The sequence below is a fragment of the Bartonella rattimassiliensis 15908 genome, from assembly GCF_000278215.1.
Classification (GTDB): domain Bacteria; phylum Pseudomonadota; class Alphaproteobacteria; order Rhizobiales; family Rhizobiaceae; genus Bartonella; species Bartonella rattimassiliensis.
This window is the reverse complement of the sequence record NZ_JH725064.1, coordinates 40,058-53,199: the sequence shown is the minus strand read 5'-3', so window position 1 is coordinate 53,199 and position 13,142 is coordinate 40,058. Positions and strand designations below refer to the sequence as shown.

Here is a 13,142-nt window from a genome sequence, read left to right as displayed (position 1 = left end):
CCTGTTTTTTCAAGATATTCAGTAGAATGATCACAGGCACGCTGTGAAAAGAGGGGGCGCTCTTCTCGTGAAAGAGCATTGTTGAAAGAGCACCATGATGCAATAAGCTGCTTTTACGGCGCTGCTGTGCTGAAGGGATGAAATAGATAGAGTGTATTATTTTTGTAAGCTATTTGCAAATCTCATAAGTTAAAATTTGTTGTCATTCTTATCCCTTGAAAAGAGTATACCTTGTCTCATAAATAAAGCATGCTTCATGCAAAAAGGCATCAGTAATTTTGGAAAAATTGTTATCGATCTAAAAAAGTTATGCAAAAAAGGGGCGATCCACAACAGCCGATGGAAAAAGTTGATCCCGGGAACCTAAAAAAATAGGTGGGCGCCATATGAAAAAGCCCACGGGCTTCATCAGGGACAGCTCCCTTGGAGATCAATAAGGTCTCAGGAATACGTTATTTCCTGTCGAGAAGCGCAGAACACCCTTCTCTAATATAAAACAATTTCAGAGTTTCTGCTAGAGATAAAATAACCTCAATTTCTTATTTTTCATAAAGCTTTATGAGAGTTTTTTTACAACCTTGCTGGTGGTCGCTGGAAATGGCTGCATAATTGATGGATGGCTTATTTAAAGCAAAAAAAACAGGTGGGGGGATGCAGAATGGATTATTGAGACTCCTTGATTTTTATGTTTCGGGGGAATGTTTGGTGAAGGTTTTGAAAAGAGATCTTATTCAATGTTGCGACAGCCTTTGCATTCACACGGTTCATAAAAGCCATTTTTAGTCCTTTCTTATACAAATTTGATCCACACACTCATCCCGGTTGTGCTGTGCAAGCGAATGATTTTGATTGATTTGAGATAGGCAGATTTGAAATGAGAGAATCTTACGTTATTCGGGTCTTTAATTCAATATGAATAATGCTATATTATCATTATAAATCAATACATTGAATAAGGTGGATAAATGACGGTGCGTTTTTGACGTTTTTGCTTTGTGGGGTCATCTTTTAGGGCTGTTTTATCAATTGTGAGGAAAAGATGGAGTGAAAGAGGGGAATAAGTCTGTTGGTGCGTTGACAAAGGGGGGAGGAATGCAGGAGAGAATGTATATGTGGGATAGGTTGGTGAGGATGATGTGGACAAGAGACGGTGGTGCAAAGGCATGTGTGAAGAGTGGTGTGAGGGGATAGGATTTGCTGGTTGTTCTTGATGAATCTACCTCGTTGAGGGGGATAAAATCAATCGAAGGCGGTGAGTAAGAAGCTGCGGTGTAGAGCATTGTTTACAGACCGCATTGTTTGCAGCGCAGAGCTGGGGAGAGTTTGTTATTTTCTGTAAAAATGTAAAAGCGTGAAAATTTGTATCCGTAAAAAAGGAAGGGAAAGTTAAGGAAATGGCGGCTTTATGCGTTGTGTATGTTTTTGGTCGTGTTGGGCGTTTTTCATGATATGAAATGTGGAAGAGAATGGTTATGGGGAAACGAGTTTGTGAATGAAGGGATACGTTGGGGTGAAGAATTTTGTGAATGGAGAGCAAGGTGAGATGAAGAGGAATGTTTAAGAGCCTTGATTGGAGAGAAGGGGGGGAGGAATGCAGGAGAGAATGTATATGTGGGATAGGTTGGTGAGGATGATGTGGACAAGAGACGGTGGTGCAAAGGCATGTGTGAAGAGTGGTGTGAGGGGATAGGATTTGCTGGTTGTTCTTGATGAATCTACCTCGTTGAGGGGGATATAAATTTTACTAAAGGGATAGATGAGAAAATAATGTTGATGAGCGTGCTTCCGTTTAATCAGAGATTAACCAAAAAATTGCTTTCTGTTTTTTCGGTTTGAGCTCTCTAAAGTTTTTTAAAAGGGCATGTTCTTTTTCGCTGTAGGCGTCTTGGTCATAGTGTGAGGGATTATCTTTTGTGGAAACATCTGCTGTTAAAAGATCTTCATAAAAAAAACTTATCGGTACTTCTAGTTTTTGGGCGATTTCTAACAAACATTTTGCACTGACACGATTGAAGCCTTTTTCGTATTTTTGAATTTGTTGGAAGCTCACGCCTAAAAAGTTCCCTAATTCCTTTTGAGAAAACCCCATTGAAATGCGTCTATAACGAATTTTTTTACCTATTAAAATATCAATAAAATGTGGATTTTTAGTTTGCACTTTAAGCCCCCTCCGGTTGCGAGCGCCCTCGCATTGGTATTCCGGGAGTCTAAAAGTACTGAGTCCGAGTCAGTTTTTTGCTTTTAGTGCTGAGAAGCACCTGGACATAGCAAAATCTCCCGGAATCCCGGGATACCCACAACAGTGGGCTCAATTGTACGCTCGAACTTAGGGCTTTTAGTTCCCTATTGATCGTTGCGTAGACGATCAAAAACATTCTCTTATTCGTAAAGTAATTTCAGAAAATTGGCAAGAAAAATTAAAATATTCTTATTTTATTATGACAACATTTAAAAGCCTGTCAAAGAGCTTGCGGTGATCGTTCCTCTAACAGAGCCTCAATACGCTTTTGAACCTTCTGCATTTGTGGATAGTACTCTAATGCTGTTTCATAAGCTTTCAGAGCAAGTTCTGGACGCTCGGTCGATTCCATGGTAATACCAAGTTCAAAAAAGGCTATATAATTACGCGGCTCAAGTTCAAGAGCATGGTTGAGATCAACCATGGCTAGTTTGAAATCGTTCAGTTGAATGTGAATCCAAGCACGCCTTACCCAAGCTTCAGCATAATGAGGTAAAAGTGCAAGAGCATTATCAATATAATCAAGCGCAAGTCCATAATTGCCGCTGTTAATAGCTGTTTCAGCCCATGACATCAAAAGATCAATCGTTTCACTTCCCGATTGAGACCATAAATGTTGAAGTTGTTGACTGATCTTTCTTGCTTTAGCAACATCAGCACAATACTTCAATTCTTTTAGTAAACGTAAAATTTCTGCTTCTTTGTGTTGTTTAACTTTGTCAACATGGGAAAGCTGATCTGAGTCAAAATCTTCAAGAATGACCGCTGACGAATCAGAAAATGGCGTAGAAGGGGCAGGAGTATTGGGGATGAGATCATCTAACGGTAAAAGCGATTGCGGGGAAGGTTTATCGCCAGGAAACGAAGGAGGATTTTTCCCATGTCCCGAAGAAATAAAACAAAAAATGCTAACAGAAAAAATAAAAAAAATACGCTGGGAAATATAAAAAAAACGTAACTGAAAAAATCGAAAAGCTTTTAAAAAAATCGAAAAAACCATAAAAACAAGCCCCAAAAAGATAAAGCCCTAAACATTATCAAAAAAATGGACTCGCAATCAATGAAGTTATCATTCCCCCCAAAAAAAATCTTAAGAAAAAATCTTTAAGCCTACAAAAAGTAGGCATAAAAACATTAATTCTAAAGAACTAGCCCTGACGTGCCCTAAAACGCGGGTTCGTTTTATTGAGGATATAAACGCGACCTTTACGACGCACCAAACGATTATCACGATGGCGTTCCTTTAGTGCTTTAAGCGAATTTTTAATTTTCATCATATTCACCGTTTAAAAAATTTATGTAACACAATATTATAACCGCAATATGAATCATAACCCCAATACACTGTTCACCCTAGAACATTGCATTATGATATTACACTTGCATTAAAACATCACACCTCTTCATTGTGATGAGTAAAATAAAAACGCACTCTTAAGGTACGCATTAATACATCTCATTAGCACAACAAATAAGTGAAAATTGCAAAAAACTAAGAGAAATCTAACAAAAATTCTTATCCTTGTCAAGGACGTATCCCTTACAAATTTCCTATGATGTGTGAACGGTTTCTTTGAAAGGAAAAATAATATTGAGCAAAAGAAGGATAAAAAGCGAAAACAAGCTAAAAAACTGTTTACGTTAAATAAATAAGCTCTATCAGGGGGAGTGAAGAATGAGGACTGCTGTTGAGCTGTTGGGTTGTGGAATGGTGGGGGGGCGTTAAGGGCGCAGGATTCCTCTTAAAACTCAGGGGTTGTTTGTGTGCTCTCGTAAAGCTCCCTCAGGTATATGCACCGATTGAAATGCTGGAAGTGAAGAGAAGAGGGAGGAGCCGTTGGAATCGTCGCTTGTATTTGGTAGATGCACATAATATCATGCTTATAATTTCAAATATTCCCTTACGGAAAATCTCATATCCTAAATAACTGGGGTTATAATCACATTAAAAACGTATACAAAGATGAAAATAAGGATTGTGGTATTTTTAATACCACAATTTCACGATGTCTTTTATCTATGAATTCTTTTCATTACATTCTTGAATTGCTAAGTTTAGTCCTGTAAGCGCTTTACGGTAAAGTTTCCGATATTTAATGGTAGAATAAATAAGCCAAACCGACAATGTTATAATTGCACAACCGCCTATGACCCCTAAAATGCGCCCTAATATTATAGCTTCTATCATTTCTCTTTACCTTACCGTGGATCGATTAGCAACAACTTCATCTAGTTGTTTTATTACTTTTTTCAGTTTCTTCTTGATTATGATGCGTAGCACAAAAGAAATTGGGATCGAACCGTACAGAATTAATACGCATATCAGCCCTATTGCAGTTGTAGCATCCATCTCAACCTTATCTGCATTGCCTATGATTGAGAGGAAAATGTATAAACAGACGCTTATAAAGATTATGAAGATAAATTCTCTCAGAGAAACAACACCAAACTTTACCGTTTCCTTAACTTCTTTTTGGATATCGAGGACTAAATCCCATTGAGGAGATGTATCGTTTTGTGTTTTTTGCGATGTGTTTGATAGCTTTGGTGTTGTCATGTTGATATTCGTTTATTTCTTGAATGCTTTAGCTTTTGGTAAAGCTGATAACTCAGTTTCTTAACGCTTCTCAGATTTTTGAGTGAAAAAATCCTGTACCTATTATAATATAACACAAACAACTTGCTATGTTCGTAGTATATTTTTCCTTTATTATTGATGAAGCATGTACGATTCCTCACAGCGTTGTATAAACGATTCGTTTTGTGAGTACAATTATATTTTTATGACTAAAAACTATAGGCGAATAGGCATTTAAAGAGGCATTTAATATAAAATGTTTATGTCGGCTGAAGTTACTTAATAGAAACCTGATTGTTGACAGATCGGCACAGAAATCTTCGTCCTTGAGCGCTGCTAGGCGCTAGAATGTGAATAATGTAACTTTATAGGGGAAAGAACGAAGGCAATAGACATAACAAAGGTGATAAATATTACAGATATTAAAGTGAGTAATATTTTAAACCGCTGTTGTTTTAGAGCGTAAGCTAAATTTACCAGCTTTCTTTCAGTGTATAGTGTATTTACATCTCCTATTTTAAGCTTTATCGCGAAATAAAACAAGGAGAGATGCTTCAAGACTTAGAAAATCAACACAGAGAATATCTCCTTATGTGGGGAGAGAGGATGTTTCTATGAAGGATAAGGTTAGGACTGTAATTATAGCTTGGACGTGGAAGCTCAACAACAGAGCAGAGCAGCTTGCTACCTTTGTGAAAAAATGAACACAAGAAGCGAGACTAGAGGCAATAAGAAATCATTTCAGAGGGTTCGCTATAGGCGCAAAAAGCACGTTTATCCTATAAAGATTGGAATTAAAAGGAAAGGGAAGAGAACGATCTATAGATCTATAATATGCCCAAAAAACGATGCTGTGGAAGGTGGAGGGGAGGCGAAGGAGAGTGGGCTCGTGAATTGCTTGTGACTGTGAAGGGATGTTTTTGAAAAAAGAGCTGTTGGATTGTTAATGGGGGTGGGGAGCTTTGTGGAGTGAGCATGGTGGAGAAGTGGCTTGGAGGAGTGTGTGAAGATCTGTCAGGAGCAGGGTTGAAGGGGGAAGAGGCTTTCAAACCCCATGGATATCAATGTGGGGCGAAGCTTTTTTTGAGGGTGAATTAGATGTTCATGGAGGTTAAGTAGTTTGGAAAGTGAGAAGTTGTTTTTTCAGTTCCATTGGGGAAAAGTGTAACAAAGCATTTGTATAGGGCGAGGTAAGATTTGTACGTGTGGATAGAGGGATTAAGATTTATTGGCGGGGCCGGTTAATTGGATGACATGACCCATTTTGCGCTGCGGGTGAATTGTGCTTTTGCCATATAAATGAATCGAGGTGCATTGTTGTGTGAGAAAATATTTTAAAGTGCTGAGATTATTACCAAGAAGATTTGTCATTTGGCAATCACTATGGCGGTATGTGCTGCCCAAAGGGAGACCACAAATAGCACGTATATGCTGTTCAAATTGCGAAGTGATGCAGGCCTTTTGTGTCCAATGACCAGAATTATGGACACGCGGTGCTAACTCATTCACTAAAAGTTGACCATCCATTAAAACAAAAAATTCAATGCAAAGAACACCTACATAATCAAGGGCATCCATGACAGTTACGCTGATTTCTTGGGCCGCTTTTTGCACGTTAAGGGGAATATGGGATGGAACAAACGATTTATGAAGTATACCATTTTTATGTTGGTTTTCAGGACAGTCATAAAAAACATAGTCCCCTTGTTTGGTGCGCGCCGAGAGAACAGAAATTTCCGATAAAAAAGGAACAATTTCTTCTAAAATAGAAGGCTGTGACTGAAAAGTCTTTAAGGCTTCGTCAAGAGTTTGTTCATCTGGATGATCAAGCTTGATTTGGTTTTTGCCATCATAACCAAAACGACGCGTCTTTAAAAGACCTCGTCCACCTAAGGCATCAAGACTAGAAAAAAGAGAAGAAAAATTGTCAACAGAATACCAGGAGGCAGTGCCGATCCCGTGATCATGCAAAAATTGTTTCTCAAAAAGTCGATCTTGTGTAATCTCTAAAGCTTTGGAAGAAGGATAAACTGGCTTGCTCTTCTCTACATACTGAACCGTCTCAAGAGAAAGATTTTCAAATTCATAACTGACGACATCACACCGAGAAATAAAATGATCTAAGGCTGATCGATCATCATAGGAGGAAACAATATGGCTGTTGGCTGTTTGGGTTGCTGGACAATCTGCTTCAGGGCAAAAAATAACCGTTTGAAATCCTAACTCTGCTGCCGCTATAGCTAACATGCGTGCTAACTGGCCACCTCCAATTAAACCAATAACACTACCTGGAGGTAACATATTGGACGAAAAAGTGGCATTGGGCGAAAAAAGTGTGGTGGAAAACGATGCCATTTTAAACCTCTGTTACAGGAGTTGGTGCGACATTGGCTGTTTGTTGCTGACGCCAATCTTCTAATCGTTGGGCAAGAGCATCATCGTAAACAGCCATAACGGCTGCGGCTAAAAGCGCAGCATTAATTGCACCTGCTTTGCCAATGGCTAACGTGCCAACCGGAATCCCTGCAGGCATTTGCACAATTGAAAGCAAAGAATCTTGACCAGAAAGAGAATGGGAGTGCACTGGAACCCCAAAAACAGGAAGAGGAGTGAGGGCTGCTAGCATTCCAGGAAGATGGGCGGCACCACCTGCACCGGCAATTAAAACTTTAAAACCCAAGGCCTTCGCTTCTTTGCCAAATTGGTAAAGGCGTTCAGGCGTTCGGTGGGCTGAAACAATATGCGAACTATGAGAAATACCAAGATCCGTCAAAATATTTGCACTATGGCACATCGTTGACCAATCCGATTGACTCCCCATTAAAAGCCCGACATCACACAATTTTTTCGCCATTCTACATCCTTTTCAAAGATTCAATCCGATTCTTTAATCATTATTTTTTAAGCGTTTTATCGTTTCTTTGCAAAGCCAATTGATGATAAAGAAACAGTTATTTTTAAATAAGAGCGACATATTTTCAGATAAAAGGCAAAAAAGAAAAAGTTATAAAGTTATTAGAGAATATGAAAGATGAAAATAAACAATTGAAGCCTATCAAACACTGCCGGAAATACTGATAATCATAAAATAATGTTATTGAATCATCTGCTGTGGAAAGCTTACTAGAAAAAGTTAAGAGGTTCAGTGGTAAAATACTTCAGAAAAAAAAGAAAAAATATGGGAAGAAAAAATCCTGAGAGCCTAAGACTTTCAGAAAATATTATCCTTTTTTATTTGCTAATTTTATTTTTATTTGCTAATCCTGCTCGCTAAATATTGTGATTATATAAATTGTGTAACATTTTGAAACAATATTTACGATAAAAAAGAGATTTTTATGTCAAAAGTAAGGTGTAAATAAGGATAGTCTTTCGAGAAAAATTTAGAGAGAGACCTCTCTATAACTTCAAAGATCGATTATTTTAGTGCTCTGCTGATTCTTTATTATGGGGGAGAATATGCTCTTTATATAATTGCGGATATTAAGGAAAGGCAATAAATCAACCCTTTGGTGCTTTTGTTGGTATGTGTTTTCCGGCAATTATATACTTCATCATTTCTTCACATAAATATTATGAAATATTATGGTAATAAAAGTGAAGGATGAATTGTGAATAATAACCCCATGGTCTCTTTTTTGCCTAATTTTGTAATATGTTGGACACTTATATAATAAGAGTTAGACATCGGATGCTAAGAAAGGAGATCTAAAAATCATGTTTTTTCCATTTTTAATCGCTTTAGGGACAGCAATAACCACTGTGTATGGCAAAAAAAATATAAGTTACGTTTTGTGGGCAATTTTGTTGGTTGTCATTCTTCTTACTTTTAATCATCACGCAACTTCTACTTTGAATTTATCTTTTTGAGAGAATGATCATGGAAAATGTTGAACAAAAAAATCCTAATTTCATCATCTTTATGAATACGCTAGGACTTATCGGGTTATCAATTGTCTTAGTGGTGGCTTTTTATTATCAGTTAGTAAAGTTTGAGTTACCTTGTCCTCTTTGTTTGTTGCAGCGCGTTGGATTGATGCTCGCTGGATGTGGGTTCTTGCTTAATATTCACCATAAAGTGAAAAATACTCATTATGGTATGGTTATTCTCGGCTGTATGGTAACCTGTATCGTTGCTGCTCGGCAGGTCTTCTTGCATATCACTCCAGATGATCTGGGATATGGTTCAACATTCTTTGGATTGCATTTCTATACATGGGCTTTCATTATTTCTGTCCTTTGCATCTTGGCTGTATCATTCGTTATGATTTTAGGCGAATTGGCACACAAGTTCAAAGAATTTTCTCCTTTTCCGATGTTGAGTAAAACAGCAAGTTTCTTGTTTCTGTTTTTAATTGCGGCAAATTTGATTTCTACTATACTGGAATGTGGTGGTGGACAATGCGCCGATGATCCTGTAAGGTATGAGTTGTTGTCAAATTGGTTCCCATCGTAACCTTAAATTTTTAATAACCCTTAACTTATAACTTTACTGTTAAAGAGGCGGAGATGTCTAAAAATCCGCTTCTTTTTTATGGAGGGATGTTTCATAAAGATTTATGGAGAAAGATGTACAGCAAAATTTTTGTTATATAAAATGATCTGTGAGGTGGGTGGCACTGGATTTTAAAAGCGCTTTTAGAAAACAGACAGAGCGCTTTCTGGTAAAAGTCCCGCAAATCAATATGAGAAAGAATTTACTGATAAGGGGAAAAAACTAAGTCATTTAAGCGGTGCTGAAAGAATAGGGAAAGCAAAAGATCTAAAAAAAATATATCGTGCAAGTCATTGATTTATAATGGTAGCTTGGCGTTGTCCACCTTGAATTAGAACCCCGAATACCGTATGATTCTCTCATGCCAAATCTGTTTAGCTTGAATCAATTAAAAGCATTTCTTTGCACAATAAGTGCGGATGGCGTGTGGGTAAAAACTATAAAAAAAAGAACTAAAAATACCTCTTATGAAACGTTTTAATGCAAGGTGTGTCACAACATTGTCCACAAGCATGCAGGTGAAAAGACTTCGGGTGTGAGAAATACGATAAATATAAAAATGTTTTGCTCTTGATTTTTCTTAGTTTTGTGTTAGATAACTCTTTAATATTCATTTTGGTACTTCTGAAGTATCTTTCGTGCTTCTAGAGGGAGTAGTTTAAATTTATGGAAATTATTCAATGAATTTCTGTGCAGGTCTGTTTAGTAAAGACAGACCTTTTTTTTATATACTTTTTAGATCTCTCTTTTAAATTGCACTCTGAAATTTTTATTTTAGAAAAAAGGCAAAGGCTTTGAAGCTGGTTCTGCTTACGCAACATTGACTGATAAGGATAATGGATCGTCGTGGATGTTGAGGAGAAAAGAAATTCTATCATTTCAAACTTCTTATAAAGAATCGATCAAATATATTCTTGTCTGTTTCAAAAAAAACGCATGTGGATAAAAATTCTTTTAAAAATCGTAAAATGCTGCTTATGGCTCCTTTCGAGAGCCCAATTTGTCAAAAAATTTTACGCTGATTAATAAAATAATGGGCTGCTTTGTATCTATCATTTAAGTGAAAATCGTGCAGTTCAAGATTTTAAAGGGGAATGTTTAAAATGCGGTCAAGCAATACACTTTATACAAAACTTTCTGCTTTCTAGCAATGTGCAAAAGCCTAAATGGGAATACGCTAAAAGGAAGTTGCAGTTTTATGTGTTGAGGAGAGGCAATGACAGTATGGGGATGCGCTTGCCAATGCTGAAGCCCCTTGCATTAAGACGGTTTATAAGAGCCATTTTTAGTCCTTTCTTATACAAATTTTATCCACACGCTTATCCCGCTTGTAATATGCAAGCGAATGATTTTGATTGATGCAACATAAACAGATTTGAAATGAGAGAATCTTACGTTATTCAAGACTCTCATTCAACATACAAAACATTAAATTATCATTATAAATAAATGCCTTGTACAAAGATGGAAAAAACATAAATGGAGGGGGAAGATCAAAGTAGGGAGTGAAAATAAAAAAAAATGGGTCACAGAGGCTGCGTAGAGAATTGAGTGAAGCAGGAGGCCGTTGTGGATGAGAGTTGCCGTGAGGAGGAAATGTTTGGAAATTAATAAATGGGAGGATTAATGAGGGCGCGGTGTGGAATGGGAGGTGTCGTGGACGGAGCCTGTTGTGGATGAGGTGCGTGAATGGAGGAGATTCTTTTATCTGCTTGAGCTGAGGAGATTTTAGCTGGTGAAAGGCGAAAAAGAGAAAAAGTTGAAAACAATGATGGATGGTCTTGAGTCGTAGAGGATGCTCAGAGGCTTCGAGAAAAAGGTTTAAAGGGGGAAAATTTAGCGTAATTTCTTGGCTCGTGGTCACAGAATTATAACGAAAATTAGAAAAAATAAGCGAGTGAAATTTGAAAGGATTCGAGGGGGAAAATTTGAAGAGATAAAATTTTGTATCTTAAAGAGTGAAATGATGCTTTGTGAAAACTGAAAGAGAAAACTTGAAAAACCTCTCTCTTTTGGCTGAATTTTTATTCACAAACTTAAGAAAATAGGATATGAACGCTGAGAAATAACGCATAGCTCAACAAAATATGTGTATCGTAAAGGAAATGATGATTTATGTCAAAAGAAGAAGTTTTAGAATTTTCTGGTATCGTTACTGAACTCTTACCTAATGCAATGTTTCGCGTAAAGCTGGAAAATGATCATGAAATTATTGCCCATACCGCTGGGAGAATGAGAAAAAATCGTATTCGCGTGTTGGTAGGAGATAAAATCATGGTGGAAATGACACCTTATGATTTGACAAAAGGACGCATTACATACCGCTATAAGTAACCTAGTTACGTGGGTGGGGCTTGTGCTTTTTGTAAAACTCATAATAAAGTCATAGTATTGTTTATATTATCTTTTTTACATCTCTTTAGGAAACCTTCTCGTGAGAGTGCTTTTTATGAATGAAAAAGAGTCCTATTTGAAAGGGACATTGAAAATAAAGGGGATTTGAAAAATTGTTAAATCAATGCAGAAAAAAGGGTAAGGAGATCGATGGCGCTTAAAATGGGGTGAGAGAAAAGTCGATTGTGAAGGGGTGAAAATGCGAAACATAAGAGAGTGGGGAAAAAAACGTTCGGCAGATACCCTTGCGGAAAAAATTCATTTGGTGCTTGCCTCCGCTTCACCACGGCGTTTAGCGCTTTTAGCACAAATAGGAATTGATCCTCAGCAGGTTTATGCAAGCGATATCGATGAAACCCAAAAATTAAAAGAACATCCTGCAAATCTTGCTAAACGTTTGGCAAAAGAAAAAGCGCTAAAAGCGCAAAAAACTTTGCGCTGGTACAATCAGAATAGCCAAGAAAAACTCTCTGCACGAAAAATGATTATCTTGGCTGCGGATACGGTGGTGGCTGTGGGCCGCACCGTTATTCCAAAACCAGAGGGAGAAGATGAGGCTTATGAATGTTTACGTTACCTTTCTGGAAGGGCTCACAAGGTCTATGGCGCTATTTGTGCGATCAATGAACGTGAAAAAATAACCGTAAAATTGGTTGAAAGTTGTGTCCGTTTTAGACGATTAACCTCGCCCATGATGAAGGCTTACCTAGATTCAGGAGAATGGGAAGGAAAAGCCGGAGGATATGCTATCCAAGGAAAAGCAGGGGCTTTTGTGGTTCATATCACTGGATCTTATTCTAACGTGGTGGGATTGCCTTTGGCTGAAACAGTTGATCTGTTGATTGCTTATCAATATCCACTTTTCTCTCATTGGGCTGAAGAAATGTATTGAAAAAATGCATGAGAGAAATTTATCGCTAGGAAAAATAAATGTTGGGTAAAAAACAACAAAAAGAAAATATGAAAAAAAAATAGAAGAAAAATTAATGAAGGAACGGATGACAAAGGTTCAACAAAAACAAAAAGAGCCAAATTTACAAAAAGAGACTTCTTGTCGTCCACCGCATCCTTGTCCTATTTGTGGTCAAATGTCACAAAAATCTTCCTATCCTTTTTGTTCTACACGATGCCGAGCAATCGATTTAAATCGATGGCTTTCGGGCGTTTATATCTTACCACCCCCTTCCCAAAAAAGTGATGAAGAAGAGTGACGATAATGGAAACAAAAAACAAGTTAGAGTATGAATTATCCTATTCTGTAAAAATACCGTCGTTTGAAGGGGGATATCGGGTATGGAAAATTTTAAGAAGCCAAAGAATAACGAAGAATGTTGATGAGCATGCTTCCGTTTAATCAGAGATTAACCAAAAAATTGCTTTCTGTTTTTTCGGTTTGAGCTCTCTAAAGTTTTTTAAAAGGGCATGTTCTTTTTCGC

The 13,142-nt window shown here is 37.4% G+C and carries 13 protein-coding genes, 1 other RNA gene and 1 pseudogene; 6 read left to right on the top strand and 9 right to left on the bottom strand.

The genetic code is table 11. From position 1 onward, the window contains the following. Positions 1-320: 320 nt before the first annotated feature. Positions 321-481, bottom strand: a non-coding RNA gene (gene ssrS, locus MCY_RS08905) — 6S RNA. Positions 482-1,044: 563 nt separating this feature from the next. On the opposite strand from ssrS, the gene MCY_RS09305 reads away from it, so the two are divergent. Further along, entirely contained in the window at positions 1,045-1,191 is a 147-nt protein-coding gene (locus MCY_RS09305) for a hypothetical protein (protein ID WP_019224299.1), read from the top strand. Positions 1,192-1,789: 598 nt separating this feature from the next. Here MCY_RS09305 and MCY_RS00195 read toward each other — a convergent pair. The 7 genes from MCY_RS00195 to purE all read right to left on the bottom strand — a co-directional run bounded on the left by MCY_RS00195 (position 1,790) and on the right by purE (position 7,671). Beyond that, the gene (locus MCY_RS00195; RefSeq protein WP_007346343.1) at positions 1,790-2,158 is read right to left on the bottom strand and encodes a helix-turn-helix domain-containing protein; all 369 of its coding nucleotides are present in this window, start codon (positions 2,156-2,158) and stop codon (positions 1,790-1,792) included. A 301-nt stretch (positions 2,159-2,459) separates the two neighbouring features. Next, positions 2,460-3,239 (bottom strand): tetratricopeptide repeat protein, encoded by a 780-nt coding sequence (locus MCY_RS00190; protein ID WP_007346342.1) that lies wholly within the window; start codon positions 3,237-3,239, stop codon positions 2,460-2,462. 148 nt (positions 3,240-3,387) lie between these two features. After that, positions 3,388-3,513, bottom strand: a complete 126-nt coding sequence (gene ykgO / locus MCY_RS00185; protein ID WP_019224302.1) for a type B 50S ribosomal protein L36 — start codon at positions 3,511-3,513, stop codon at positions 3,388-3,390. A 743-nt stretch (positions 3,514-4,256) separates the two neighbouring features. Next, entirely contained in the window at positions 4,257-4,427 is a 171-nt protein-coding gene (locus tag MCY_RS09545) for a hypothetical protein (protein ID WP_007346341.1), read from the bottom strand. Between the two features lie 6 nt (positions 4,428-4,433). Further along, on the bottom strand, positions 4,434-4,796 hold the full coding sequence (locus MCY_RS00180; RefSeq protein WP_019224303.1) for a hypothetical protein: 363 nt from the start codon (positions 4,794-4,796) through the stop codon (positions 4,434-4,436). Between the two features lie 1,239 nt (positions 4,797-6,035). Next, positions 6,036-7,172 carry a 5-(carboxyamino)imidazole ribonucleotide synthase gene (locus MCY_RS00170; RefSeq protein ID WP_007346339.1) on the bottom strand — a complete coding sequence of 379 codons (1,137 nt, stop codon included), beginning with the start codon at positions 7,170-7,172 and terminating at the stop codon, positions 6,036-6,038. A 1-nt stretch (position 7,173) separates the two neighbouring features. After that, positions 7,174-7,671: a 5-(carboxyamino)imidazole ribonucleotide mutase gene (gene purE, locus MCY_RS00165; RefSeq protein WP_007346338.1), complete on the bottom strand. Its 498-nt coding sequence runs from the start codon at positions 7,669-7,671 to the stop codon at positions 7,174-7,176. Positions 7,672-8,534: 863 nt separating this feature from the next. On the opposite strand from purE, the gene MCY_RS09300 reads away from it, so the two are divergent. The 5 genes from MCY_RS09300 to yacG all read left to right on the top strand — a co-directional run bounded on the left by MCY_RS09300 (position 8,535) and on the right by yacG (position 12,917). Next, positions 8,535-8,687 (top strand): DUF5993 family protein, encoded by a 153-nt coding sequence (locus tag MCY_RS09300; protein ID WP_007346337.1) that lies wholly within the window; start codon positions 8,535-8,537, stop codon positions 8,685-8,687. Positions 8,688-8,697: 10 nt separating this feature from the next. Further along, a complete protein-coding gene (locus MCY_RS00155) occupies positions 8,698-9,273 on the top strand; it encodes a disulfide bond formation protein B (protein ID WP_007346336.1) in 576 nt (191 codons plus the stop codon). A 2,154-nt stretch (positions 9,274-11,427) separates the two neighbouring features. Further along, positions 11,428-11,646, top strand: coding sequence for a translation initiation factor IF-1 (gene infA, locus MCY_RS00150; protein WP_007346335.1), 219 nt, complete (start codon positions 11,428-11,430; stop codon positions 11,644-11,646). A gap of 259 nt (positions 11,647-11,905) precedes the next feature. Then, complete coding sequence (locus MCY_RS00145) at positions 11,906-12,598, top strand: Maf family nucleotide pyrophosphatase (RefSeq protein ID WP_007346334.1); 693 nt, start codon at positions 11,906-11,908, stop codon at positions 12,596-12,598. Positions 12,599-12,692: 94 nt separating this feature from the next. After that, the gene (gene yacG, locus MCY_RS00140; RefSeq protein ID WP_019224308.1) at positions 12,693-12,917 is read left to right on the top strand and encodes a DNA gyrase inhibitor YacG; all 225 of its coding nucleotides are present in this window, start codon (positions 12,693-12,695) and stop codon (positions 12,915-12,917) included. Between the two features lie 139 nt (positions 12,918-13,056). On the opposite strand, the pseudogene MCY_RS09775 reads toward yacG, so the two are convergent. Beyond that, positions 13,057-13,142 (bottom strand): annotated as a pseudogene (locus tag MCY_RS09775) (helix-turn-helix domain-containing protein); the annotation flags it as partial.